This is a genomic window from Enterobacter sp. EC_50, assembly GCF_019584525.1.
GTDB classification, from domain to species: domain Bacteria; phylum Pseudomonadota; class Gammaproteobacteria; order Enterobacterales; family Enterobacteriaceae; genus Enterobacter; species Enterobacter roggenkampii.
In genome coordinates, this window is the sequence record NZ_VDAF01000009.1 from 78,826 (window position 1) to 103,577 (window position 24,752).

At 57.8% G+C, this 24,752-nt stretch carries 20 protein-coding genes and 1 other annotated feature; of the genes, 12 read left to right on the forward strand and 8 right to left on the reverse strand.

Annotated elements, in window-relative coordinates:
- Positions 1 to 15: 15 nt before the first annotated feature.
- Positions 16 to 1,209, reverse strand: a complete 1,194-nt coding sequence (gene acrA / locus FHC48_RS09500; RefSeq protein ID WP_021241633.1) for a multidrug efflux RND transporter periplasmic adaptor subunit AcrA — start codon at positions 1,207 to 1,209, stop codon at positions 16 to 18.
- A gap of 140 nt (positions 1,210 to 1,349) precedes the next feature.
- Between acrA and acrR the strand changes: the two genes are divergently transcribed.
- Both acrR and mscK read left to right on the forward strand, forming a co-directional pair.
- Entirely contained in the window at positions 1,350 to 2,003 is a 654-nt protein-coding gene (gene acrR, locus FHC48_RS09505; protein WP_008499291.1) for a multidrug efflux transporter transcriptional repressor AcrR, read from the forward strand.
- Positions 2,004 to 2,116: 113 nt separating this feature from the next.
- Positions 2,117 to 5,464 (forward strand): mechanosensitive channel MscK, encoded by a 3,348-nt coding sequence (mscK, locus tag FHC48_RS09510; RefSeq protein ID WP_023293140.1) that lies wholly within the window; start codon positions 2,117 to 2,119, stop codon positions 5,462 to 5,464.
- 1 nt (position 5,465) lies between these two features.
- On the opposite strand, the gene rsmS is transcribed toward mscK, so the two are convergent.
- A complete protein-coding gene (rsmS, locus tag FHC48_RS09515) occupies positions 5,466 to 5,642 on the reverse strand; it encodes a pleiotropic regulatory protein RsmS (RefSeq protein WP_119312007.1) in 177 nt (58 codons plus the stop codon).
- A gap of 14 nt (positions 5,643 to 5,656) precedes the next feature.
- On the reverse strand, positions 5,657 to 6,184 hold the full coding sequence (gene priC / locus FHC48_RS09520) for a primosomal replication protein N'' (protein WP_023293139.1): 528 nt from the start codon (positions 6,182 to 6,184) through the stop codon (positions 5,657 to 5,659).
- A gap of 50 nt (positions 6,185 to 6,234) precedes the next feature.
- On the opposite strand from priC, the gene FHC48_RS09525 reads away from it, so the two are divergent.
- The 9 genes from FHC48_RS09525 to FHC48_RS09565 all read left to right on the forward strand — a co-directional run bounded on the left by FHC48_RS09525 (position 6,235) and on the right by FHC48_RS09565 (position 15,603).
- Positions 6,235 to 6,612, forward strand: a complete 378-nt coding sequence (locus tag FHC48_RS09525; RefSeq protein ID WP_059362733.1) for a DUF454 family protein — start codon at positions 6,235 to 6,237, stop codon at positions 6,610 to 6,612.
- Positions 6,613 to 6,763: 151 nt separating this feature from the next.
- On the forward strand, positions 6,764 to 7,315 hold the full coding sequence (apt, locus tag FHC48_RS09530; RefSeq protein ID WP_000127359.1) for an adenine phosphoribosyltransferase: 552 nt from the start codon (positions 6,764 to 6,766) through the stop codon (positions 7,313 to 7,315).
- 88 nt (positions 7,316 to 7,403) lie between these two features.
- Positions 7,404 to 9,332: a DNA polymerase III subunit gamma/tau gene (dnaX, locus tag FHC48_RS09535; RefSeq protein ID WP_059362730.1), complete on the forward strand. Its 1,929-nt coding sequence runs from the start codon at positions 7,404 to 7,406 to the stop codon at positions 9,330 to 9,332.
- Positions 8,662 to 8,726, forward strand: a sequence feature (DnaX frameshifting element). It overlaps the preceding gene by 65 nt.
- Positions 9,333 to 9,386: 54 nt before the next feature.
- Positions 9,387 to 9,719 carry a YbaB/EbfC family nucleoid-associated protein gene (locus tag FHC48_RS09540; RefSeq protein WP_003858972.1) on the forward strand — a complete coding sequence of 111 codons (333 nt, stop codon included), beginning with the start codon at positions 9,387 to 9,389 and terminating at the stop codon, positions 9,717 to 9,719.
- Positions 9,719 to 10,324, forward strand: coding sequence for a recombination mediator RecR (gene recR / locus FHC48_RS09545; RefSeq protein WP_008499298.1), 606 nt, complete (start codon positions 9,719 to 9,721; stop codon positions 10,322 to 10,324). The genes FHC48_RS09540 and recR overlap by 1 nt, the downstream gene beginning before the upstream one ends.
- A 110-nt stretch (positions 10,325 to 10,434) precedes the next feature.
- Positions 10,435 to 12,309 carry a molecular chaperone HtpG gene (htpG, locus tag FHC48_RS09550; RefSeq protein ID WP_021241627.1) on the forward strand — a complete coding sequence of 625 codons (1,875 nt, stop codon included), beginning with the start codon at positions 10,435 to 10,437 and terminating at the stop codon, positions 12,307 to 12,309.
- Positions 12,310 to 12,504: 195 nt separating this feature from the next.
- Positions 12,505 to 13,149: an adenylate kinase gene (gene adk, locus FHC48_RS09555; RefSeq protein ID WP_006809841.1), complete on the forward strand. Its 645-nt coding sequence runs from the start codon at positions 12,505 to 12,507 to the stop codon at positions 13,147 to 13,149.
- Between the two features lie 124 nt (positions 13,150 to 13,273).
- Complete coding sequence (gene hemH, locus FHC48_RS09560; RefSeq protein WP_023343508.1) at positions 13,274 to 14,236, forward strand: ferrochelatase; 963 nt, start codon at positions 13,274 to 13,276, stop codon at positions 14,234 to 14,236.
- A 62-nt stretch (positions 14,237 to 14,298) separates the two neighbouring features.
- Complete coding sequence (locus tag FHC48_RS09565; RefSeq protein WP_059364411.1) at positions 14,299 to 15,603, forward strand: inosine/guanosine kinase; 1,305 nt, start codon at positions 14,299 to 14,301, stop codon at positions 15,601 to 15,603.
- Positions 15,604 to 15,696: 93 nt separating this feature from the next.
- On the opposite strand, the gene ybaL is transcribed toward FHC48_RS09565, so the two are convergent.
- The gene (ybaL, locus tag FHC48_RS09570; protein ID WP_008499303.1) at positions 15,697 to 17,373 is read right to left on the reverse strand and encodes a YbaL family putative K(+) efflux transporter; all 1,677 of its coding nucleotides are present in this window, start codon (positions 17,371 to 17,373) and stop codon (positions 15,697 to 15,699) included.
- A gap of 232 nt (positions 17,374 to 17,605) precedes the next feature.
- Positions 17,606 to 18,814, reverse strand: a complete 1,209-nt coding sequence (locus FHC48_RS09575; protein WP_023326815.1) for an MFS transporter — start codon at positions 18,812 to 18,814, stop codon at positions 17,606 to 17,608.
- Positions 18,815 to 18,983: 169 nt separating this feature from the next.
- On the opposite strand from FHC48_RS09575, the gene ushA reads away from it, so the two are divergent.
- A complete protein-coding gene (ushA, locus tag FHC48_RS09580) occupies positions 18,984 to 20,636 on the forward strand; it encodes a bifunctional UDP-sugar hydrolase/5'-nucleotidase UshA (protein WP_023326816.1) in 1,653 nt (550 codons plus the stop codon).
- A 90-nt stretch (positions 20,637 to 20,726) separates the two neighbouring features.
- Here the strand turns inward: ushA and ybaK are convergent, their stop codons facing one another.
- The 3 genes from ybaK to copA all read right to left on the reverse strand — a co-directional run bounded on the left by ybaK (position 20,727) and on the right by copA (position 24,748).
- Positions 20,727 to 21,206 carry a Cys-tRNA(Pro)/Cys-tRNA(Cys) deacylase YbaK gene (ybaK, locus tag FHC48_RS09585; protein WP_021241623.1) on the reverse strand — a complete coding sequence of 160 codons (480 nt, stop codon included), beginning with the start codon at positions 21,204 to 21,206 and terminating at the stop codon, positions 20,727 to 20,729.
- A gap of 198 nt (positions 21,207 to 21,404) precedes the next feature.
- Positions 21,405 to 22,199, reverse strand: coding sequence for a TraB/GumN family protein (locus FHC48_RS09590; RefSeq protein ID WP_059364408.1), 795 nt, complete (start codon positions 22,197 to 22,199; stop codon positions 21,405 to 21,407).
- A 50-nt stretch (positions 22,200 to 22,249) separates the two neighbouring features.
- Positions 22,250 to 24,748 (reverse strand): copper-exporting P-type ATPase CopA, encoded by a 2,499-nt coding sequence (gene copA / locus FHC48_RS09595; protein ID WP_059364407.1) that lies wholly within the window; start codon positions 24,746 to 24,748, stop codon positions 22,250 to 22,252.
- Positions 24,749 to 24,752 lie beyond the last annotated feature (4 nt).

Consider the following 24,752-nt stretch of genomic DNA (forward strand, 5'->3'; position numbering starts at 1 on the left):
CGGCTCCTGTTTAAGTTAAGACTTGGTTTGTTCTGACTGGCCAGCGGCCGAAGCTTGTTGTTTATCGTCAGATTTCACTTCCTGTGCTTTAACCTGCGCGCCAGGACGAACTTTTTGCAAACCAGTAACAATCACGCGATCGCCATCTTTCAGACCTTCCGTCACCAGCCATTTATCCCCAATCGCCTGGGTGGCGGTGATATTGCGCATTTCGACTTTGTTATCAGCCCCAACAACCAGTGCGCTCGCATCGCCGCGTGGCGTACGGGTCACACCCTGCTGTGGAACCAGAAGGGCGGTTGGATTCGTTCCTTCTTCCAGACGTGCGCGAACGAACATACCTGGCAGCAGATTTTTGTCAGGGTTCGGGAAAATCGCACGTAAGGTGATGGAACCGGTGGTCTGGTCGACCGTCACGTCAGAGAATTCCAGCGTCCCTTCCTGCGGGAACTTGATACCGTCGTTGGTAATCAGCTCCACTTTGGCTTTGCCGTTTTCCTGTTTCAGGGTGCCGTTAGCCAGCTCCTGTTTCAGGCGCAGGAAATCATTGCTGGACTGCGTGACGTCAACATAGATCGGATCGAGCTGCTGCACGGTCGCCAGCGCAGTGGTCTGACCGTTCTGCACCAGAGCCCCTTCCGTGACGGAAGATTTACCAATACGACCGCTGATAGGGGAGGTCACTTTGGTATAGGCCAGGTTAATGCGCGCGGTTTCGACGGCCGCTTTGGCTGCCACCACGGCGGCGTTAGCCTGCTGGGCATCCGCCAGGGCGGTGTCGTAATCCTGCTGACTGATGTACTTGGTACCGAGCAGTTTTTGATAGCGGTTCAGCGTCAGCTGGGCAATTTTAGCCGCGGCCTGTGCTTTAGCCAGATCGCCTTTCGCGCTTTCATAAGACGCCTGATAGGTTGCGGGATCAATCTGATACAGAGACTCACCGGCCTGCACATCACCGCCTTCGGTGAAGTTGCGTTTCAGGATAATGCCGCTAACCTGAGGACGCACTTCCGCAATGCGGTAAGCATTTGTACGGCCGGGTAATTCGGTGGTGATTTGTAGAGGTTCAGATTTGAGCGTCACAACGCCTACTTCTGGCGCCTGCTGAGCTCCTTGTTGAGCCGGTTTGTCGTCACATCCTGTTAGCGCTAAGCTGCCTGAAAGCATCAGAACGACCGCCAGAGGCGTTAACCCTCTGTTTTTGTTCATATGTAAACCTCGAGTGTCCGATTTCAAATTGATCAAGGGTCCTGAGTCTAAAACCCATTGCTGCGTTTATATTATCGTCATGCTATGGTACATACATTCACAAATGTATGTAAATCTGACTCCTGTAAATTCACTCACCTATGGCACGAAAAACTAAACAACAAGCGCTGGAAACCCGACAACATATTCTGGATGTGGCGATACGTTTGTTCTCGCAGCAAGGTGTTTCAGCAACCTCGCTGGCGCAAATTGCTCAGGCCGCCGGTGTGACGCGAGGAGCGATTTACTGGCATTTTAAAAACAAGTCAGATCTGTTCAGTGAAATCTGGGAGCTTTCAGAGTCCAGCATTAGCGATCTCGAGAGTGAGTATCGGGCAAAATTCCCAGACGATCCACTCTCAGTATTGAGAGAAATATTAGTATATATCCTTGAAGCAACGGTAGTTGAAGAACGTCGCAGATTAATGATGGAGATTATTTTTCATAAATGCGAGTTCGTGGGCGAGATGGCGGTCGTGCAGCAGGCGCAACGAAGCCTCAGTCTGGAAAGCTATGACCGTATTGAGCACAACCTGAACCTCTGTATGGAGGCAAAACTACTACCGGCCAATCTGTTGACCCGTCGGGCGGCGATTCTGATGCGCAGCTACATTTCTGGTCTGATGGAAAACTGGCTTTTTGCACCGCAATCGTTTGATCTTAAAGCGGAAGCTCGCAGCTACGTGGCGATTTTACTGGAAATGCTACAGCTTAGCCCGACGCTGCGCAGCGACGCGCCTTCGCTAACGGCCTGACCCCTTTCCAGGATTTATCTCAGAGGCTTACGTTCGCGCTATTCTGCATCTGACGAGCGTGATATTCTTCACGCCGGACTATTTTCGGTCATCTTCTGACATCATTCACAACTATGCTGCCCATCAATCGCTCGCAACATCCTGTTTTTGCATTGCTCTTTGCGATGCTGTTTTTCTTCGCCACGGCGCCGCTGACCTGGGCCCGCGCCGATAACAGCAACGATATTCCCACGCGTGCTGACGTTCAGTCGCAGCTCGACACGCTGAACAAACAAAAAGAACTCTCTCCTCAGGAAAAACTGACGCAGCAGGATCTGACGGAAACGCTGGAAACGCTGGATAAAATTGAACGCGTTAAGGCTGAAACCGCCCAGCTTCGTCAGAAGGTGGCGCAGGCCCCTGAAAACATGCGCAAAGCGACGGAGTCGCTGAATGCCCTGAGTGACGTTGATAACGACAACGAAACGCGCAAAACGCTCGCCACGCTCTCCTTACGCCAGCTGGAATCGCGCGTTGCCCAGTTGCTCGACGATCTGCAAACCGCGCAGTCCGATCTCGCGACCTACAACAGCCAGCTTGTCTCCCTGCAAACCCAGCCCGAGCGCGTGCAAAATGCGATGTATACCGCATCTCAGCAGCTGCAGCAGATCCGCAACCGCCTGAACGGCACGACGGTGGGCGAAGGCACGCTGCGCCCGACGCAGCAAACCCTGCTGCTGGTTCAGCAGTCGTTGCTCAATGCGCAGATCGAACAGCAGCGTAAAAGCCTGGAAGGGAATACGGTGCTGCAGGACACTCTGCAGAAACAGCGTGATTACGTCACCGCGAACATTAATCGTCTGGAGCATCAGCTTCAGCTATTGCAGGAGGCGGTTAACAGCAAACGCCTGACCCTGACGGAAAAAACCGCCCAGGAGGCCGTATCCCCTGACGAAACCGCCCGTATTCAGGCCAACCCGCTGGTAAAACAGGAGCTTGAGGCTAACCATCAGCTCAGTCAGCGCCTGATACTGGCGACGGAAAACGGCAACTCGCTGGTTCAGCAAAATATCAAGGTGAAGAACTGGCTGGATCGCGCCCTGCAGGCGGAACGCAACATCAAAGAGCAGATCGCGGTCCTGAAGGGCAGCCTCCTGCTGTCGCGTATTCTCTACCAGCAGCAGCAGACGCTTCCGTCCGCCGACGAGCTGGAGGACATGACCAACCGCATTGCGGATTTACGTCTGGAGCAGTTTGACGTCAACCAGCAGCGCGATGCCCTTTTCCAGAGCGATACCTTTGTCGCCAAAATTGAAGAGGGGCATTCCAGCGACGTGAACCCGGAAGTGCACGACGCGCTGCTCCAGGTCGTGGATATGCGTCGCGAGCTGCTGGACCAGCTCAATAAACAGCTGGGTAACCAGCTGATGATGGCCATTAACCTGCAAATCAACCAGCAGCAGCTGGTGAGCGTCTCGAAAAGTCTGCAGGAGATCCTGACCCAGCAGATTTTCTGGGTAAACAGCAACAAGCCGATGGACTGGGACTGGGTTAAATCCTTCCCTGAGACGCTGAAAACGCAGATTAAGAGCATGAAGATCACCGTAAACTGGGAGAAAGCCTGGCCTGCGGTAATGATTGCTTTCCTGGCCGGTTTGCCGCTGCTGCTGATTGCTGGTCTTATCCGCTGGCGTCTGGGCTGGCTGAAAAAATACCAGGCGAAGCTGGCCTCCGAAGTAGGGCAGCTGCGCAATGATAGCCAGCTCCATACGCCAAAAGCGATTCTGATTGACCTTATTCGCGCCCTGCCGGTGTGCCTGATCATTCTGGCCGTGGGTCTGATTCTGCTCACTATGCAGCTCAACGTCAGCGATCTGCTGTGGGCGTTCAGTAAAAAACTGGCGCTGTTCTGGCTGGTGTTTGGCCTGTGCTGGAAGGTACTGGAAAAAGACGGCGTGGCGGTGCGTCATTTCAACATGCCAGCGCAGCTGACCAGCCACTGGCGTCGTCAGATCGTGCGCATCAGCCTGGCGCTGCTGCCGCTGCACTTCTGGTCGGTTGTCTCTGAGCTTTCCCCGCTGCATCTGATGGATGACGTGCTGGGCCAGCTGGTCATCCTGCTGAACCTGCTGCTGATTGCGATCCTGATGTGGCCGATGTGTCGCGACAGCTGGCGTGATAAAGAGTCCCACAATATTCGTCTGGCCACCGTGACGGTGCTGGCGATCATTCCGCTGGCGCTGATGGTGCTGACGGCAACGGGCTACTTCTATACCACGCTGCGCCTGTCCGGGCGCTGGATTGAAACGGTCTATCTGGTGATCGTCTGGAACCTGCTCTATCAGACCGTACTGCGTGGCCTGAGCGTGGCGGCGCGCCGCATTGCCTATCGCCGCGCCATCGCGCGTCGTCAGCATCAGGTGAAAGAGGGGGCCGAAGGCGCTGAGCCGCAGGAAGAGCCGACCATCGCGCTGGAGCAGGTTAACCAGCAGACGCTGCGCATCACCATGCTGGTGATGATCGCCCTGTTTGCGGTGATGTTCTGGGCGATCTGGTCCGATCTTATTACCGTTTTCGCCTATCTCGACAGTATTACCCTCTGGCAATACAACGGAACCGAAGCCGGCGCGGCGGTCATGAAAAGCGTGACCATGGGCAGCCTGCTGTTTGCGCTGGTGTCGTCGGTGGTGGCCTGGGCGCTGATCCGCAACCTGCCAGGCCTGCTCGAGGTGCTGCTCCTGTCACGTTTGAATCTTCGCCAGGGGGCGTCCTACGCCATTACCACGATCCTCAACTACGTCATCATCATTGTCGGAGCGATGACGGTCTTTGGCTCGCTTGGCGTCTCGTGGGATAAACTGCAGTGGCTGGCGGCGGCCCTCTCGGTCGGTCTTGGTTTTGGCCTGCAGGAGATCTTCGGTAACTTTGTGTCCGGCCTGATCATCCTGTTCGAACGTCCGGTACGTATCGGCGATACCGTCACCATCGGCACGTTCTCGGGAACGGTCAGCAAGATCCGCATTCGTGCCACCACCATCACCGACTTCGATCGCAAAGAGGTGATCATCCCGAACAAAGCGTTCGTGACCGAGCGTCTGATCAACTGGTCGCTTTCCGATACGGTGACGCGCGTGGTGATCCGCCTGGGCGTGGCCTATGGATCGGATCTGGATAAGGTGAAAGAGGTGCTGCTGAAGGCGGCGTCTGAGCATCCGAAAGTGATGCACGATCCGGCTCCGGCGGTGTTCTTTACCACCTTTGGGCCGAGTACGCTTGATCACGAGCTGCGTTTATACGTGCGTGAACTGCGTGACCGCAGCTACACGGTGGATGAGCTTAACCGCTCTATCGATCGTCTGTGCCGTGAAAACGATATTAATATCGCCTTCAACCAGCTTGAGGTTCACCTGCGTAACGAGAAAGGTGATGAGCATACGGAAGTGAAGCGCGACATTAAGGGCGACGACCCGACTCCGGCTTAATCTATTTTCCCTCTCCCCGTGGGAGAGGGTTAGAGTGAGGGGGAAGTTTCCCCTCAAAATCCCGCCGCACAATCTCCAGCGCCTTAAGCACCGTCTCGGCGGGGATCTCATGATTCTCCAGCAGCATAATCAAATCGACGGCCAGCTTGACCTCATCGGGTGCATTTTCCAGTGACATGGGTGTGGCTCCTGTTAACGGGTCAAACGTTCTATGACGCGTTCAATGTCATCCAGCGCCTGACGGCAGCGGACGATGCGTCCTTCCAGCGCGCTAATCTCGCGCATCAATAGCTGCTGCTCTTCCAGCGTTTCGCTGTTGTTCAGACGCACCTCGCGTTCACGCTTCATCTCAAACAGCCGGCGCTCAAACTCCTGGTTCTCGAGCCGCTTGCGCTGCCATTTGCCGAGCCCCGGCGAGGCGCTGTCCCAGGCGCGCAGCGGCCAGGCGGCGATTTCGCGATGCAGTGCGGTGATCTGCTCGGTGAGATGCTCTGCAAGCCACGCCACCTGTTCCTGTTGTTCATTCTCAACCGCATGGCGAAGCTCGTCGAGGTTCGTCTGCGCTTCAGCCAGGTAATCCTGAATGACGGTGCTGCGGGTACGAAAAAGCTGCCGGTCAAAGCGCGGCTTCAGCGTGGCGTGCCCCATCAGCGGCGTGGCCTGCGCCCGCAGAGCGATCAGCTGATTTTGCAGCCTCTCAAGAAGCAGTGCTGTTTTCAAGGCGCTCTCCAGTGGTAAAGTAGCCGTTCAGTTTGATAACGATTCGCATTATGCAGCGTACTATTTTAATCATCATTGGCTGGCTTGCGGTAGTGCTGGGCACGCTGGGTGTAGTATTACCCCTGCTGCCGACCACGCCGTTTATCCTGCTGGCGGCCTGGTGCTTCGCCCGCTCGTCGCCGCGTTTTCACCACTGGCTGCTCTACCGCTCGTGGTTCGGCGGCTACCTGCGGTACTGGCAAAAACACCGTGCCATGCCGCCTGGTGCGAAGCCGCGCGCGATCGCGGTGATCCTCATTACCTTCGCCATTTCATTATGGCTGGTGAAAATGATGTGGGTGCGGATCCTGCTGCTGATCATTCTCTCCTGCCTGCTTATCTTTATGTGGCGGATCCCCGTGGTTGATGAAAAGCAACAAAAGCACTGAAGCCTCATCATGGCTGTTGCAATTATCACGCGCAGCCAGTAAATTCGACCGTTTTCGAGCACAGGTGCGCCTGGTCAAAGGTTAAACAATTGTTGCCTTGGCCGACTCGTTGCGCGCTGTGAGTAACACTGTTTCATTTAGGCACAAACCGATGACCGCAACTGCACAGCAGCTTGAATATCTGAAAAACAGCATCAAAAGCATCCAGGACTACCCAAAGCCTGGCATTCTTTTCCGTGATGTCACCAGCTTGCTGGAAGACCCGAAAGCGTACGCACTCAGCATTGAACTGCTGGTCGAGCGTTACAAAAACGCCGGGATCACCAAAGTAGTAGGTACCGAAGCCCGTGGCTTCCTGTTTGGCGCACCGGTTGCGCTGGCAATGGGCGTGGGTTTTGTGCCGGTGCGTAAGCCGCGCAAACTGCCGCGTGAAACCATCGCAGAAAGCTACGAGCTGGAGTACGGCACCGATCAGCTGGAGATCCACGTTGACGCGATCAAGCCTGGCGACAAAGTGCTGGTGGTCGACGATCTGCTGGCAACCGGCGGAACCATTGAAGCGACCGTGAAGCTGATCCGCCGTCTGGGTGGGGAAGTGACCGACGCGGCCTTCATCATCAACCTGTTCGATCTCGGCGGTGAACAGCGCCTGGAAAAACAGGGCATTACCAGCTACAGCCTGGTGCCTTTCCCGGGTCACTAATCCCGGTTTTCACAACCTCGCTCAATGGGTGAGGTTGTGATAGCATTCCCCTCCATAAATTCACCTTCCAGCGTTGCAGAGCCTGCCCATGAGTTATCAGGTGTTAGCCCGTAAATGGCGACCACAAACCTTTGCTGACGTTGTCGGTCAGGAACATGTGCTGACGGCCCTGGCGAACGGCTTGTCGCTAGGTCGCATCCATCACGCCTATCTTTTTTCCGGCACCCGCGGCGTCGGTAAGACCTCTATTGCCCGTTTGCTGGCAAAAGGTCTCAACTGCGAAACCGGGATCACCGCCACGCCGTGCGGCGTGTGTGATAACTGCCGGGAGATCGAGCAGGGGCGTTTTGTCGATCTGATCGAGATCGACGCCGCTTCGCGCACCAAAGTGGAAGATACCCGCGACCTGCTGGACAACGTCCAGTACGCCCCGGCGCGCGGCCGCTTCAAGGTCTACCTGATCGATGAAGTGCACATGCTCTCGCGCCACAGCTTCAACGCCCTGCTGAAGACGCTGGAAGAGCCGCCCACGCACGTGAAGTTCCTGCTGGCGACCACCGATCCGCAAAAGCTGCCGGTCACGATTTTATCGCGCTGCCTGCAGTTCCACCTGAAGGCGCTGGACGTCGAGCAGATCCGCGCGCAGCTCGAGCACATTCTCGATGAAGAGAACATTGTCCACGAACCGCGCGCCCTGCAGCTGCTGGCCCGCGCCGCAGACGGCAGCCTGCGTGATGCGTTAAGCCTCACCGACCAGGCGATTGCCAGCGGTGACGGCAAGCTCTCGACTGACGCGGTCAGCACCATGCTCGGCACGCTGGATGACGATCAGGCGCTATCGCTTATTGAGGCGATGATTGCCGCCAACGGTGAACGCGTGATGTCGCAGGTGAATGCGGCCGCTGCCCGCGGTATTGAGTGGGAAGGGCTGCTGGTTGAGATGCTCAGCCTGCTGCACCGGGTGGCAATGCTGCAGCTTTCTCCCTCCGCCATTGGTGCGGATATGGCCGCCATTGAACAGCGGATGCGTGAGCTTGCCCGCACCGTGCCGCCTGCCGACGTGCAGCTTTATTACCAGACGCTGTTGATTGGTCGCAAAGAGCTACCGTTTGCGCCGGATCCGCGGATGGGCGTTGAAATGACGCTGCTGCGCGCGCTGGCGTTCCACCCGCGCATGCCGCTGCAGGAGCCGGACGTGCCCCGACAGTCTTTCGCCCCGGTTGCGCCGACGGCGGTGATGTCACCGCAGCAGGTGCCGCCGCAGCCGACGCCGCCACCGCAGCAGAACGTACCGCTGTCGGATGCCACCAGTTCGGTGCTTGCCGCGCGCAGCCAGCTGCAGCGTGCTCAGGGAGTAACCAAACCAAAAAAGAGTGAACCGGCAGCGCCAGGAAGAGCGCGGCCGGTGAACAACGCCGCGCTTGAACGACTGGCCTCGGTAACGGAGCGCGTACAGTCGCGTCCGGCACCGTCCGCGCTCGAGCAAAAAGCCCCGGTGAAAGAAGAGGCTTACCGCTGGAAGGCAACCACCATCACCGAAACGGTGAAGGAAGAGGTTGCCACGCCGAAAGCGCTGAAAAAGGCGCTGGAGCATGAAAAAACGCCGGAGCTGGCCGCGAAGCTTGCCGAAGAGTCCATTGCGCGCGACGCCTGGGCCGCCGAGGTCAGTAAGCTCCAGCTGCCGAAGCTGGTGGAGCAGGTCGCGCTGAACGCCTGGAAAGAGCAGGACGGCAATCAGGTGCGTCTGCACCTGCGTCCGGGCCAGCGGCACCTCAATTCCCCTGGCGCGCAAAAGGCGCTGGCCGAGGCGCTCGCCACATTACAGGGTGCGCCGGTTGAATTGACTATCATTGAAGATGATAATCCGGCAGTGAAAACGCCGCTCGAGTGGCGCCAGGCCATTTATGAAGAGAAGCTCGCGCAGGCGCGCGAGGCGATTATTGCGGATAACAACATTCAGACCCTGCGCCGGTTCTTCGACGCCGATCTGGATGAAGAGAGTATTCGCCCCATTTGATCGTGAGTCTGACTTACGGTTGTAATCCTTAAACGTGAAAGAAGAGAGAAGCCTATGTTTGGTGGAAAAGGCGGTCTGGGTGGCCTGATGAAGCAGGCTCAGCAGATGCAGGAAAAAATGCAGAAGATGCAGGAAGAGATCGCTCAGCTGGAAGTCACGGGTGAGTCCGGTGCCGGTCTGGTCAAGGTGACCATCAACGGTGCGCACAACTGCCGTCGCGTGGAAATCGACCCGAGCCTGCTCGAAGACGACAAAGAGATGCTGGAAGATCTGGTTGCAGCCGCGTTTAACGATGCCGCTCGCCGTATCGACGAAACCCAGAAAGAGAAAATGGCCTCCGTTTCCAGCGGCATGCAGCTGCCGCCTGGCTTCAAGATGCCGTTCTGATGCAAACCAGTCCGCTGCTCACGCAGTTAATGGAAGCACTGCGCTGCCTGCCGGGCGTTGGCCCGAAGTCGGCGCAGCGCATGGCGTTTACGCTATTGCAGCGCGACCGCAGCGGCGGGATGCGCCTGGCGCAGGCTCTGACCCGCGCCATGTCAGAAATTGGTCACTGTGCGGATTGCCGCACCTTTACCGAGCAGGACGTGTGTAACATCTGTACGAACCCGCGTCGTCAGGAAAACGGCCAGATTTGCGTGGTGGAGAGTCCGGCGGACATCTACGCCATCGAACAAACCGGGCAGTTTTCCGGGCGCTACTTCGTGCTGATGGGGCATCTGTCCCCGCTGGACGGCATCGGCCCGGACGATATCGGTCTTGACCGCCTTGAACAGCGTCTCGAGTCCGAAACCATCAAAGAGGTGATCCTCGCCACCAACCCCACGGTGGAAGGGGAGGCAACCGCCAACTACATCGCCGAGCTGTGCTCGCAGTATGGCGTTGACGCCAGCCGCATCGCCCACGGCGTGCCGGTCGGCGGCGAGCTGGAGATGGTCGACGGCACCACGCTGTCGCACTCTCTGGCCGGACGTCACAAGATTATTTTCTGACCAAACGGAGGCTGCGCGAGCCGCCTCCGCTTGAAAATTTCCCCCCGTATCCCCATCTCTCCCTCAACGTTTTAAAACCCCATTAAATGGCATTGTTGAGGTCGACATAGATGAAAGGACAAGAAACCCGTGGTTTCCAGTCAGAAGTAAAACAGCTTCTGCACCTGATGATCCATTCCCTGTATTCCAACAAAGAAATTTTCCTGCGTGAGCTGATTTCCAACGCCTCGGATGCGGCGGACAAGCTGCGCTTCCGCGCGCTGTCTAACCCGGATCTGTACGAAGGCGACGGCGAGCTGCGCGTGCGCGTCTCGTTTAATAAAGAGAACCGCACCCTGACCATCGCCGATAACGGCATCGGGATGAACCGCGACGAGGTGATCGACCACCTCGGGACCATCGCGAAATCCGGCACCAAGGCGTTCCTGGAGTCCATGGGCTCTGACCAGGCGAAAGACAGCCAGCTGATCGGCCAGTTCGGCGTCGGTTTCTACTCGGCGTTCATCGTGGCGGATAAAGTCACCGTGCGCACCCGTGCGGCAGGCGACAGCGCCGAGAATGGCGTGCTGTGGGAATCCAAAGGGGAAGGCGAATACACCGTTGATGACATCACCAAAGCGGACCGCGGCACCGAAATCACCCTGCACCTGCGTGAAGGGGAAGATGATTTCCTGAACGACTGGCGCGTGCGCTCCATCATCAGCAAGTACTCCGATCACATCGCGCTGCCGGTAGAGATTGAAAAACAGGAAGAGAAAGACGGTGAAACCGTGGTTTCCTGGGAGAAAATCAACAAGGCGCAGGCGCTGTGGACGCGCAACAAGTCTGAGATTAAAGACGACGAGTACAACGAATTCTACAAGCACATCGCCCACGACTTTACCGACCCGCTGACCTGGAGCCACAACCGTGTGGAAGGTAAGCAGGAGTACACCAGCCTGCTGTACATCCCGGCACAGGCGCCGTGGGACATGTGGAACCGCGATCACAAGCATGGCCTGAAGCTGTACGTGCAGCGCGTATTCATCATGGACGACGCCGAGCAGTTCATGCCGAACTATCTGCGCTTTGTGCGCGGCCTGATCGATTCCAACGATCTGCCGCTGAACGTCTCCCGCGAAATTCTGCAGGACAGCACCGTCACCCGTAACCTGCGCAACGCCCTGACCAAACGTGCGCTGCAGATGCTGGAAAAACTGGCGAAAGACGATGCGGAAAAATACCAGACCTTCTGGAAACAGTTCGGTCTGGTGCTGAAAGAAGGCCCGGCTGAAGACATGGCGAACGTTGAAACCATCGCCAAACTGCTGCGCTTTGCTTCTACGCACACCGACTCCTCCGCGCAGACCGTATCGCTGGAAGAGTACATCTCCCGCATGAAAGAAGGGCAGGAGAAGATCTACTACATCACCGCCGACAGCTACGCCGCGGCGAAGAGCAGCCCGCACCTGGAGCTGCTGCGTAAGAAAGGCATCGAAGTGCTGCTGCTTTCCGACCGCATCGACGAGTGGATGATGAACTACCTGACCGAGTTCGACGGTAAGGCGTTCCAGTCCGTTGCCAAAGCCGATGAGTCCATCGACAAGCTGGCAGATGAAGTGGATGAAAATGCGAAAGAAGCCGAGAAGGCGCTGGAGCCGTTCATTGAGCGCGTGAAAACCCTGCTGGGCGACCGCGTGAAAGAGGTGCGCTTCACGCATCGTCTGACCGACACTCCGGCCATTGTCACCACCGATGCCGACGAAATGAGCACCCAGATGGCGAAGCTGTTCGCCGCGGCGGGCCAGGCGGTACCGGAAGTGAAATATATCTTTGAGCTTAATCCGGATCACCCGCTGGTGAAACGCGCGGCGGATACCCAGGACGACGCCCGCTTTGCCGAGTGGGTTGAACTCCTGCTGGATCAGTCCCTGCTGGCCGAACGCGGCACGCTGGAAGATCCTAACCTCTTCATTAAACGTGTGAATGCGCTGCTGCTGGCGTAACTGACCACGCATCTCCTGGTCTTCTCCCTCTCCCCGAGGGAGAGGGCCAGGGTGAGGGCACCAGACCGCACTATCCCAAATTATCTCCCCCCATTAACCGTTTCAGCCTTCCTGCCTTCCTTGAGCGATGCCCGTTCTGGTGGTATTGTTTAGCGCTTTTGAAAAATTGAAACGACTTTTGAGGGGATTTTCGCAATGCGTATTATTCTGCTTGGCGCTCCGGGCGCGGGTAAAGGAACTCAGGCTCAGTTCATCATGGAGAAATACGGTATTCCGCAAATCTCCACCGGTGATATGCTGCGCGCCGCTGTTAAATCTGGCTCCGAGCTGGGTAAACAGGCGAAAGACATCATGGACGCAGGCAAGCTGGTGACCGACGAGCTGGTCATTGCTCTGGTCAAAGAGCGCATTGCTCAGGAAGACTGCCGTAACGGTTTCCTGCTGGACGGCTTCCCACGTACCATTCCTCAGGCTGACGCCATGAAGGAAGCGGGCATCAACGTGGACTACGTTCTGGAGTTCGACGTACCGGACGAGCTGATCGTTGACCGTATCGTTGGCCGTCGCGTACACGCTGCCTCTGGCCGCGTTTACCACATCAAATTCAACCCACCTAAGGTTGAAGGCAAAGACGACGTGACCGGCGAAGAGCTGACCACCCGTAAAGACGATCAGGAAGAGACCGTGCGTAAGCGCCTGGTGGAATACCATCAGATGACTGCGCCGCTGATCGGCTACTACACCAAAGAAGCGCAGGCGGGTAACACCAAATACGCCAAAGTTGACGGCACCAAAGCCGTGGCTGACGTGCGTGCTGAGCTGGAAAAAATCCTCGGCTAATCGCATCTCTCTCACCCGGGCCACCGGGTGAGAAGAATTCTCATCTTACCTATTACAGCAATGGGTTTCGTTTAAACGCATTTCCGCTACAATTGACAACCATTCAAATGGTTAAGAGGCGTGAATGAGTCAGGCGAAAACCGGCATCCTGCTTGCCAATCTGGGCACTCCAGAAGCACCTACATCAGACGCGGTAAAACGCTACCTGCGACAATTTTTAAGCGACACGCGCGTCGTGGATTTTCCGCGACTGCTGTGGTGGCCGCTGCTGCGTGGCGTCATTCTGCCGATCCGTTCTCCGCGCGTCGCCAAACTCTATCAGTCCGTCTGGATGGAAGAGGGCTCGCCGCTGATGGTCTACAGCCGTCGTCAGGAGAAGGCGCTGGCCGCCCGCCTGCCGGAGATGCCCGTCGCGCTCGGCATGAGCTACGGCAAACCGTCACTGGAAAGCGCGGTGGACTCGCTGCTGGCGCAGGGCGTGGACCATATCGTCGTGCTGGCGCTCTACCCGCAGTACTCCTGCTCGACGGTGGCCGCCGTCTGGGACGAGCTGGCGCGCATTCTGGCGACCCGCCGCCGCATTCCGGGCGTAACCTTTATTCGCGACTACGCGGATAACGAGCTGTACATCAAGGCGCTCGCCAACAGCGCGCGCGCGTCGTTTGAAAAACACGGCGAGCCGGATCTGCTGCTGCTCTCCTATCACGGCATCCCGCAGCGTTTCGCCAATGAAGGGGATGATTACCCGCAGCGCTGCCGCGATACCACCCGCGAGCTGGTTTCCGCCCTCGGCCTGCCGCCGGAGAAGGTGATGATGACCTTCCAGTCGCGCTTCGGCCGCGAGCCGTGGCTGACGCCGTATACCGATGAAACCCTCAAAATGCTGGGTGAGAAGGGCGTGAAGCACATTCAGGTGATGTCGCCGGGCTTCTCGGCAGACTGTCTGGAGACGCTGGAGGAGATCGCGGTGCAAAACCGGGAATTTTTCCTGGAGGCTGGCGGCGAAAAGTACGAGTACATTCCGGCGCTTAACGACTCCCCTGAGCATATCGACATGATGGTCTCGCTGGTAACGAACGGTCGCTGATCGCACTCCGGGCCGGGTTTGTGCTACCATTCCCGGCCCATATTCTTCGTACAGTTCAGACCATGAAATTTCCCGGTAAACGCAAATCCAAACACTACTTCCCCGTGGATGCCCGCGATCCGCTCCTGCAGCAAATCCAGCCAGAAAATGAAACCAGCGCGGCGTGGGTCGTGGGTATCGACCAGACGCTGGTGGACATTGAAGCGAAAGTGGATGATGCGTTTGTCGCCCGTTACGGTCTGAGCGCCGGTCACTCGCTGGTGATTGAAGATGATGTTGCCGAAGCGCTGTACCAGGAGCTGGTGCGCGAAAACCTGATTACCCATCAGTTCGCCGGCGGCACCATCGGCAACACCATGCACAACTACTCCGTGCTGGCGGACGACCGCTCTGTCCTGCTCGGCGTAATGTGCAGCAATATCGAAATCGGTGGCTACGCCTATCGCTACCTGTGCAACACCTCCAGCCGTACCGATCTGAACTATCTCCAGGGCGTCGACGGGCCGATTGGCCGCTGCTTTACGCTGATCGGTGAATCCGGCGAGCGGACCTTTGCCATCAGCCCGGGCCACATGAACAAGCTGCGCGCGGAAAGCATTCCCGAAGAGGTGATCGCGGGCGCCTCGGCGCTGGTGCTGACCTCCTACCTGGTGCGCTGCAAGCCGGGCGAGCCGATGCCGGAAGCGACCATGAAGGCGATTGAGTACGCGAAGAAGTACGACGTGCCCGTCGTTCTAACGCTGGGGACCAAATTCGTGATCGCCGATAATCCTGAATGGTGGCAGGCCTTCCTGAAAGAGCACGTCTCGATTCTGGCGATGAACGAAGAGGAGGCCGAAGCGCTGACCGATGAAAGCGATCCGCTGCTGGCGTCTGACAAAGCGCTGGACTGGGTGGATCTGGTGCTCTGCACCGCGGGTCCGGTTGGGCTGTATATGGCTGGCTTCACCGAAGAAGAGAGCAAACGCAAAACCCAGCACCCGCTGCTGCCCGGCGCGATTGCCGAGTTCAACCAGTACGAGTTCAGCCGCGGCATGCGTTTTAAAGACTGTGTTAATCCGCTGCGTATCTACTCGCACATCGCCCCGTATATGGGCGGGCCGGAGAAGATCATGAACACCAACGGCGCGGGCGACGGCGCGCTGGCCGCGCTGCTGCACGACATCACCGCTAACGCCTACCACAAAACCAACGTGCCAAATTCCAGCAAGCACAAGTTCAGCTGGCTGACCTATTCGTCGCTGGCGCAGGTATGCAAGTACGCCAACCGCGTAAGCTATCAGGTGCTGAACCAGCACTCACCGCGCTTAACGCGTGGCCTGCCGGAACGGGAAGACAGCCTCGAAGAGGCGTACTGGGACAGGTAAAAGCAAAACGGCAACCTGTGGTTGCCGTTTTTAGTGTTTGTTCCCTCTCCCTGTGGGAGAGGGCCAGGGTGAGGGCATCAGGCCACTCAAAACCTACCCCGTCACCGCCTCTTCAACCGGCGGTTTTTCCAGCAGCGTCAGCATCGTATTCGCAATCTCGCGCTCGCCCATCACCACCTTATCCGCACCGCGCTCGGTAATGTAATCTACCTCGTCGTCGTAGTGCGCCCGGGCGATAATCTCAATGTTTGGACACTTCGCGCGCGCGGAGGCGACAATCTCACCCGCCTCATAGCCGTTGGGAATGGTCAGCAGCAGCCAGCGGGCGCAGTCCAGATGCGCCAGCTCCATGATCTCTTCGTTCGCCGCATTGCCCAGCACCGCACGAATACCGCGCTCGCGCAGCTCGTCAACGCGGGTGCGTGACGTTTCAATTACCACCAGCGGAATGCCCTGCGCCATCAGCTTCTCGCCAAGCAGGCTGCCGACGCGGCCAAAGCCGACCAGCAGAGCGTGATTGCAAATATCGACCGGGATCTGCTTCTCTTCTTCGATGGCCTCTTCCAGCGTCTGCTCTTCCAGCGTTTCGGTTTTATCGAGGTATTTTTCCAGCAGGGCAAACAGCACCGGGTTCAGCATAATTGACAGGATCGCCCCCGCCAGCACCAGGTTTTGTCCGGCCTGCGGCAGCAGGTTAAGGGCCATGCCCAGACCGGCCAGAATAAAGGCGAACTCGCCAATCTGCGCCAGGCTGGCGGCAATGGTCAGCGCCGTCCGCGGAGAGTGGCCGAACATTCGCACCAGGAAGAAGGCGGCGAGCGACTTACCAAAGATAATGATCGCCAGCGTGCCCAGCACGGCCAGCGGCTGCTGGATCAGAATAAGCGGGTCAAACAGCATCCCGACGGAGACGAAGAACAGCACGGCAAAGGCGTCGCGCAGCGGCAGGGTGTCGTGTGCGGCGCGGTGGCTCAGCTCGGATTCGTTCAGCACCATCCCGGCAAAGAACGCGCCCAGCGCGAAGGAGACATCAAACAGCTCAACGGCGCCAAAGGCGATACCGAGCGCCAGCGCCAGCACGGAGAGGGTAAACAGTTCGCGGGATCCGGTCGCCGCACTGCGGGACATGATCCACGGCACCAGACGGCGACCCACCAGCATCATGATGGCGATAAACGCCACCACCTTCCCGATGGTGATGCTCATATCCAGCGCCAGCGAGGCGAAGCCGATATTGTCTTTTTCCATCATGCCGGCGACGGCGGGCAGCAGCACCAGCGTCAGGACCATCACCAGATCTTCCACAATCAGCCAGCCTATCGCGATCTGCCCGCGCTGGCTGTCTATCAGCTGTCTCTCCTCAAGCGCGCGCAGCAGCACCACGGTACTGGCGGTTGAAAGACACAGCCCAAATACGATACCGGTCATCAGCGACCAGCCCAGCACGGCCGAAAGCGCCATCCCAAGCAGCGTCGCCACCCCTATCTGGGCGATCGCTCCCGGTATGGCAATCGACTTTACCGCCATCAAATCCTTCAGGGAGAAGTGCAGGCCGACGCCGAACATCAGCAGAATCACGCCCAATTCCGCCAGCTCAGGGGCCAGTTTGGTATCAGCAACAAAACCTGGCGTAAACGGTCCCGCCAGCACACCTGCCAGCAGATAGCCGACAAGAGGAGAAATACGCAGCTTATTGGCAATCATGCCGAGAATAAAAGCGAGCACAAGTCCACCAACAATGGTGGTGATAAGCGGTGTGGCGTGGTGCATTCCGTCTCCTTTCGTGGTGAGTGTTCCATTTTTGGCGTGAATACCAAAAAACCAGGTAATAGTTTATGACAATTTTTACCCTTATGTTTATGAATAATTGTTGAAGTTTGAATAAAAAAGCAATATGCACGTAAAAAAGCGCATTTTGATAAATTCAGCGCGGGGATGAAGAGGAAACCCTTATGGTATAAGGGTATCAGGTAGCTAAAGCATAAGTTTAGCTACCCGTAATTCACGCTTTATGGCGGTTATCAGGCAGGAATATGGTCAACATGCCAAGAAGTGGCAGGAAAGCGCAGATTTTATAAACCAGGAAGATGCTGGTGTGATCCGCAACCATCCCTAACACCGCTGCACCCAGCCCGCCCATGCCGAAGGCGAAACCGAAAAACAGTCCGGAAACCATACCGATACGTCCGGGCAGCAGCTCCTGGGCATAAACCAGAATGGCGGAAAACGCGGAGGCGAGAATAAAACCAATAATCACGGTCAAAATCCCCGTCCATTCAAGGCTGGCGTACGGCAAAATGAGGGTAAAAGGCGCTACGCCGAGGATAGAGCCCCAAATGACATATTTACGGCCAATCTTATCGCCCACCGGCCCGCCAATTACCGTCCCTGCGGCCACCGCGAACAGGAAGGCAAACAGGTGGATCTGCGCGTTTTGTACCGATAATCCGAATTTTTGCATCAGATAAAAGGTGTAATAGCTGCTGATGCTCGCCATATAGAAGTATTTCGAGAAAATCAGCACCAGCAGGACGGCAACCGCCAGGATAACCTTATTGCGCGGCAGGGGGTTGATAACCTTCGCTTTAGGTTTTCCTTTATTCACCCGATGCTGAGCGGCATACCAGCGGCTAATCTGCGCCAGCACGATAATCGCCAGCAGCGCGGCCAGCACAAACCACGCCACGTTGCCCTTACCGTACGGCGCGATGATCACCGCGGCCAGCAGCGGGCCGAGAGAGCTACCAAAGTTACCGCCTACCTGGAAGAGGGACTGCGCCAGCCCGTGACGCCCGCCGGACGCCATACGCGCCACGCGGGAAGACTCCGGATGGAAAACGGACGAGCCGGTGCCTACCAGTGCGGCGGCAATCAGCACGGCTTCAAAACTTCCGGCCATGGCCAGCAGCACCAGCCCGCTTAGGGTAAAGCACATGCCTATGGGCAGCGACCACGGCATAGGATATTTATCCGTCCAGTAGCCCACCACCGGCTGCAGCAGAGAGGAAGCCAGCTGGAAGGTCAGGGTGATCATCCCAATCTGCACAAAGGTTAACGAAAATTCGGACTGCAGCAGCGGGTAAATTGCCAGAATCAACGACTGGATCATATCGTTGAGCAGGTGCGAGAGACTGATTGCGCCTAAGACTTTAAAGGAGGTGCGCGACGTCGGCGCACCCGGAACGGGCTGGGTTGAGTCACTGATTGCCATAGAGAGAATTACCACGTCTTGAGTTATTAGCGATGCAGGGTGTAATTATTATCCGACTAACATACCCGCCCGGGACATTTGAAGAAAGTCGCAATTCTGAAAACTTATTTGTCTATTCTTATTAGTCACTGTAATTTCTGCCTTTGTCTATTGGTCAGGGAGAGAGAAGATGAAGTTAATGAAGCGGGGCGTCGCGCTGGCGCTCATCGCGGCGTGGGGGCTGGTAAGCCTGCCCGTGCAGGCGTATGAAAAAGACAAAACCTATAAAATCACTATTCTGCATACCAACGATCACCACGGTCATTTCTGGCGCAGTGAATACGGCGAATATGGCCTGTCGGCGCAAAAAACGCTGGTGGACGGCATTCGTAAAGAGGTGGCAGCCCAGGGCGGCAGCGTGCTGCTGCTGTCGGGAGGCGATATCAATACCGGCGTGCCGGAATCCGATTTGCAGGACGCCGAGCCCGATTTCCGCGGCATGAACCTGATTGGCTACGACGCGATGGCCGTCGGTAACCATGAGTTTGATAATCCGCTGAGCGTCCTGCGTCAGCAGGAGAAATGGGCCAAATTCCCGTTCCTCTCCGCCAACATTTACCAGAAAAGCACCGGCGAACGCCTGTTCAAGCCGTGGGCGCTGTTTAAGCGTCAGGATCTGAAGATCGCGGTCATCGGCTTAACCACCGACGATACGGCGAAAATTGGCAACCCTGAGTTCTTCACCGATATCGAATTCCGCAAACCGGCAGACGAAGCGAAGCTGGTGATTCAGGAGCTGCAGCAAAACGAAAAGCCGGACGTGATTATCGCCACCACGCACATGGGGCACTACGACAACGGTGAGCACGGCTCCAATGCGCCGGGCGACGTGGAGATGGCGCGCAGCCTGCCGGCGGGCTCGCTGGCGATGATTGTGGGTGGTCACTCACAGGATCCGGTCTGCATGGCATCCGAGAATAAAAAGCAGGTGGACTACGTGCCGGGCACGCCGTGTGCGCCAGACCGTCAGAACGGTATCTGGATTGTGCAGGCGCACGAGTGGGGCAAATACGTAGGCCGGGCGGACTTCGAGTTCCGGAACGGCGAGATGAAGCTGGTTCATTATCAGCTCATTCCGGTCAACCTGAAGAAGAAGGTCACCTACCCGGACGGGAAAAGCGAGCGCGTACTTTACACCCCAGAGATTCCAGAAAACCAGCAGATGCTCTCCCTGCTGACGCCGTTCCAGAACAAAGGCAAGGCGCAGCTGGACGTGAAAATCGGCACGCTGAACGGTCGTCTGGAGGGGGACCGCAGCAAAGTTCGCTTCGTGCAGACCAACATGGGGCACCTGGTGCTGGCGGCGCAAATGGCGCGCACCGGGGCTGATTTTGGCGTGATGAGCGGCGGCGGCATTCGTGATTCCATCGAAGGTGGAAACATCACCTATAAAGACGTTCTGAAGGTGCAGCCGTTCGGTAACGTGGTGGTTTATGCCGACATGAGCGGGAAAGAGGTCATTGACTACCTGACCGCCGTGGCGCAGATGAAGCCGGATTCCGGGGCCTATCCGCAGTTTGCCAACGTGAGCTTCGTAGCGAAAGACGGCAAGCTTAACGACCTGAAGATCAAAGGCGAACCGGTTGACCCGGCGAAAACCTACCGTCTGGCGACGTTAAGCTTTAACGCCACCGGCGGCGACGGCTATCCGCATATTGATAATAAACCGGGATACGTGAACACCGGCTTTATCGATGCAGAAGTGCTGAAGCAGTATATCGAGCAGAATTCGCCGATTGACGTGAATGCGTATGAGCCGAAAGGTGAGGTGAGCTGGCAGTAGTGCGGTTGTGTTGCCGGGTGGCGGCTTCGCCTTACCCGGCCTACATTCGAATCGTAGGCCCGGTAAGCGCAGCGCCACCGGGCAATTTTCTCAATCCCGTCGCGCAATATCCGCAAACTTCGCGTCCAGCATTTTCGCCAGGTCGCCCGCGGCCAGCTCAATATCCAGCCCGCGCTTGCCGCCGGAAATATAGATGGTCTCAAATTCCTGTGAAGGGGCATCGATCAGCGTCGGCAGGCGTTTTTTCTGCCCGAGCGGGCTGATGCCGCCCACCAGGTAGCCCGTGGTGCGCTGCGCCACCATCGGATCCGCCATATCCACCTTCTTCGCCCCCAGCGCTTTAGCGACCTTCTTCAGATCCAGCTGTCCCGCCACGGGAGTCACCGCCACGGCGAGGTGCTTCATATCGCCGTTAACCGCCACCAGCAGCGTTTTATAGACCTGGTCCGCGTTCAGCCCCAGCTTACGCACCACTTCATCACCAAAGTTGGTTTCATTCGGATCGTGATCGTAGGTGTGGATCCGGAAAGAAATGTTGTTTTTTTCAAGTAATTTAACGGCGGGAGTCATAGCTATCCTTCTTACGACAGACAATTCATGCAGCCAGCATACGCCTGACGTTTGTCTAAAAAATAGCACCATCTTGCGCAATAGTGTTGGCAGTGATGGTCACTTTGAGCGACAATCGGCTCAGCCGAAGGTCACTTCGGTATAATAAAAACGATGAAATTCCTCTTTGACGGGCCAATAGAGATATTGGCCATTTTTTTATTTCAGCAACGACGGCAAATTCCCTTCGCCGTATAAATGTAACGCCCCAACCGCCACCACGTATTCCCCCGCTGGCAGAGCATGCAGCGTCTCTCGCCAGGCTTTGTTACGCGCATTCATCAGCACATCATACAGCGATTCACTGAACGTCGACGGTAACGCCAGCCTGCCGTCCGCGGGCGGTGTATCCAGCCACCAGCCAATCATGGTCTGCAGCAGGCGTGCGTTGGTGTGCCAGTGGGTGAGGGTATCATCCAGCAGCATCAGACCGTCGTCGGGAAGCTCTCGCAGGAGCGCAATCTGGCTGTCCGTACCTTCCAGTTCGATGATCGGCATACGGCGCGCCCGCGCCACGTTCAGCAGCTGGTAATCAATGCCGTAATCACCCCGCAGCCCCAGACGCTGGGCCTGCGTGGCCTGTAATACCATTGCGATTTGCCACAGCGGCAGAGTGTCAATCATGGAGAGCGATACGCCGGTTTCCTCGGCGACGCGCGTCAGTTCCGCGAGCTGGGCCTCATTCAGACGTTCCGCCAGCGGGAGATCGCTTTCAAGCCCGGCAAACGGTGACTCATGGCCCGAGATGTCCGCCTCGACGACCAGCGCGTCGGCGCGCTTCAGGCGCTTTATCAGACCGGGCGGCAGAGGTGACATACCCTGCGTGCCCATATGGATACTGCCGACCAGGTGCAGGTGTTGCCCGCCGGGAAGCGAGATATCCAGACCGGGCCAGGCGTAACGGCGAGGGAAAAGGGCGCGAAACGATGTTTTTATACGATGAAACAGACCCATACGCGCTCCATAAACGGAAAGGTTCATGCTAGCGCGTACGGGTACAAGGTTCAATCCTTCGGTTTAAACCGCAACAGCCGGTTGGCGTTGCTGACCACGGTGATGGAGGAGAGCGCCATCGCCGCGCCCGCGACCACCGGGTTCAGCAGCGTACCGGTCAGCGGCCACAAAATACCGGCCGCGATTGGGATACCGAGTGAGTTATAGATAAACGCCCCCAGCAGGTTCTGCTTCATGTTGCGCAGCGTGGCTTTCGAAATGGCCAGCGCATCGGCCACGCCCATCAGGCTGTGGCGCATCAGCGTAATGGCCGCGGTTTCGATGGCCACGTCGCTGCCGCCGCCCATCGCGATCCCCACATCCGCCTGGGCCAGCGCCGGGGCATCGTTGATGCCGTCGCCGACCATTGCCACCTGACGGTCCTGGCGTTGCAGGTTTTTAATGGCGTCCGCTTTGCCATCCGGCAGTACGCCCGCAATCACCTCATCAATACCGGCTTCTTTCGCGATGGCGTTGGCGGTGTTCGGGTTATCCCCGGTCAGCATCACCAGACGGTAGCCCGCACGGTGCAGGCGCTGTAAGGCGTCCACGCTGTCCTGGCGAAGCGGATCGCGCACGGCCAGCAGCGCGGCAGCTTTGCCGTCCACCGCCAGCAGAACCGGGGTAGCGCCCTGAGACGCCTGCGCCTTCAGCTCGTTTTCCAGCGCGGCGGTATCAATACCGTTTTCATTGAGCAACGCCTGGTTGCCCAGCAGCAGCGCGTGGCCTTCTGCCTCACCGCTCACGCCGAGCCCGCGCAGGGTGCGGAAGTTGCTCACCTGCGGCAGGGCAGACGCATTGGCTTTATCGAGAATAGCGCGCGCCAGCGGATGGCTTGAGCCTTGCTCCAGCGCGGCGGCGAGACGCAGCGCCTCCTCTTCGGCAATGCCTGCGGTCGTGACGGCGACCACCTTCGGTTTGCCTTCCGTCAGCGTGCCGGTTTTATCAAACACCAGCGTGTCGAGGGTGCTGGCCCGCTGCAGCGCGTCCGCGTCCCGCACCAGTACGCCAAATTCGGCCGCGCGCCCTACGCCGGAGATAATCGACATCGGCGTCGCCAGTCCAAGGGCGCAAGGACAGGCGATGATCAGCACCGTGGTGGCGATCACCAGGGTATACACAATCTGCGGCGCGGGGCCGAAGAAGTACCAGATCGCCGAGCTTAGCAGGGCAATGCCGACCACCACCGGCACAAAAATGGCCGAGATTTTGTCAGCAAGCTGGCCAATCTCCGGCTTGCTGCTTTGCGCCTGGCGCACCATGCGGATAATACGCGACAGCGTGGTGTGGCTGCCGACGGCGCTGGCGGTGAACAGCACGCTGCCGTCCTGCACGACCGTACCGGCATGCACGGCGTCGCCGTCGGATTTCTGCTGGGGAATAGGCTCCCCGGTCAGCATCGCTTCATCCAGCCAGGCTTCGCCCTGGCTTATCTTACCGTCAACGGGAACGCGGTCGCCGGTGGTCAGACGCAGCGTCATGCCGGGCTGAACCTCGGCCAATGGAACGCTCTTTTCCCCCTCGTCCGTGACCACGCGGGCCGTCGGCGGGGTTAAATCAAGCAATCTTTCCAGCGCTTTCGAGGAACGCTGACGGGCGCGGGCTTCCAGCATATGGCCTAAGTTGATCAGGCCGATAATCATCGCGCTCGCTTCATAATAGAGATGCCGCGCTTCCATCGGGAACCACTGGGGCCAGACGTTCACGCTCATGGAATAGAGCCACGCCGCGCCGGTCCCGAGGGCGACCAGGGTATCCATCGTCGCGGTGCGGTTTTTCAGGCTCTTCCAGGCGCTGGTATAGAAATGCCCGCCTGCAAACACCATCACCGCAAGGGTAATCAGACCAATCACCAGCCACAGCGTGCGGTTGTCGTCGGTGACCATCATGTTGTCACCCATCATGCCCCACACCATCACCGGAATACCCACCAGCAGGGCGACAATCGCCTGCCAGCGGAAGCGCTTCATGGTGGCGATAGCCGTTTCCTGCTGGCGCTCGCGGCGTTCGGCATCATCTTCGATGGCCTCCGCGCCGTAGCCCGCTTTTTCAACGGCCTGCACTAATTCTGCGGCGGAGGCGCTGCCCATCACCAGCGCAGTACGCTCCGCAAGATTCACCCGTGCCTGCGCGACGCCCGGTACCGCCTGCAGGGCGTTTTGTACCCGGGAGACGCAGCTGGCGCAGCTCATGCCGTTGATCAGCAGCTGTTGGCTGTCATCAATATCATCCGCTGCCGGAAGCTCAGGAGTGGCCGCTGTCAGTGCTTCCGACGGGGATGATGACTCTGCCAGCGGTTTAGCCTTTGGGTGGCTTAACTCCGCCCCGTAACCGGCCTGTTTGATGGTATCAATCAGCGCGTCGGCGCTGGCGCTGCCGGTCACGGCGGCATGGTCGATAGTCACTTCAGCGCTTTCAACGTCAGGACGCTGTTCCAGGCTTTCTTTAACGCGTTTGACGCAGTGGCCGCAGGAGAGGCCGTCCAGCGTCAGGTCGATAGTGTGAGACATAACA

Excerpts from the sequence above, each read along its gene's own strand:
- FHC48_RS09590 (WP_059364408.1), bottom strand. The coding sequence starts at position 22,199 with ATGGGTCTGTTTCATCGTATAAAAACATCGTTTCGCGCCCTTTTCCCT.
- FHC48_RS09565 (WP_059364411.1), top strand. The coding sequence starts at position 14,299 with ATGAAATTTCCCGGTAAACGCAAATCCAAACACTACTTCCCCGTGGAT.
- ushA (WP_023326816.1), top strand. The coding sequence starts at position 18,984 with ATGAAGTTAATGAAGCGGGGCGTCGCGCTGGCGCTCATCGCGGCGTGG.
- acrA (WP_021241633.1), bottom strand. The coding sequence starts at position 1,209 with ATGAACAAAAACAGAGGGTTAACGCCTCTGGCGGTCGTTCTGATGCTT.
- ybaK (WP_021241623.1), bottom strand. The coding sequence starts at position 21,206 with ATGACTCCCGCCGTTAAATTACTTGAAAAAAACAACATTTCTTTCCGG.
- FHC48_RS09525 (WP_059362733.1), top strand. The coding sequence starts at position 6,235 with ATGCAGCGTACTATTTTAATCATCATTGGCTGGCTTGCGGTAGTGCTG.
- hemH (WP_023343508.1), top strand. The coding sequence starts at position 13,274 with ATGAGTCAGGCGAAAACCGGCATCCTGCTTGCCAATCTGGGCACTCCA.
- rsmS (WP_119312007.1), bottom strand. The coding sequence starts at position 5,642 with ATGTCACTGGAAAATGCACCCGATGAGGTCAAGCTGGCCGTCGATTTG.
- acrR (WP_008499291.1), top strand. The coding sequence starts at position 1,350 with ATGGCACGAAAAACTAAACAACAAGCGCTGGAAACCCGACAACATATT.
- recR (WP_008499298.1), top strand. The coding sequence starts at position 9,719 with ATGCAAACCAGTCCGCTGCTCACGCAGTTAATGGAAGCACTGCGCTGC.
- FHC48_RS09540 (WP_003858972.1), top strand. The coding sequence starts at position 9,387 with ATGTTTGGTGGAAAAGGCGGTCTGGGTGGCCTGATGAAGCAGGCTCAG.
- dnaX (WP_059362730.1), top strand. The coding sequence starts at position 7,404 with ATGAGTTATCAGGTGTTAGCCCGTAAATGGCGACCACAAACCTTTGCT.
- htpG (WP_021241627.1), top strand. The coding sequence starts at position 10,435 with ATGAAAGGACAAGAAACCCGTGGTTTCCAGTCAGAAGTAAAACAGCTT.
- FHC48_RS09575 (WP_023326815.1), bottom strand. The coding sequence starts at position 18,814 with ATGGCAATCAGTGACTCAACCCAGCCCGTTCCGGGTGCGCCGACGTCG.
- mscK (WP_023293140.1), top strand. The coding sequence starts at position 2,117 with ATGCTGCCCATCAATCGCTCGCAACATCCTGTTTTTGCATTGCTCTTT.
- apt (WP_000127359.1), top strand. The coding sequence starts at position 6,764 with ATGACCGCAACTGCACAGCAGCTTGAATATCTGAAAAACAGCATCAAA.
- adk (WP_006809841.1), top strand. The coding sequence starts at position 12,505 with ATGCGTATTATTCTGCTTGGCGCTCCGGGCGCGGGTAAAGGAACTCAG.
- copA (WP_059364407.1), bottom strand. The coding sequence starts at position 24,748 with ATGTCTCACACTATCGACCTGACGCTGGACGGCCTCTCCTGCGGCCAC.
- ybaL (WP_008499303.1), bottom strand. The coding sequence starts at position 17,373 with ATGCACCACGCCACACCGCTTATCACCACCATTGTTGGTGGACTTGTG.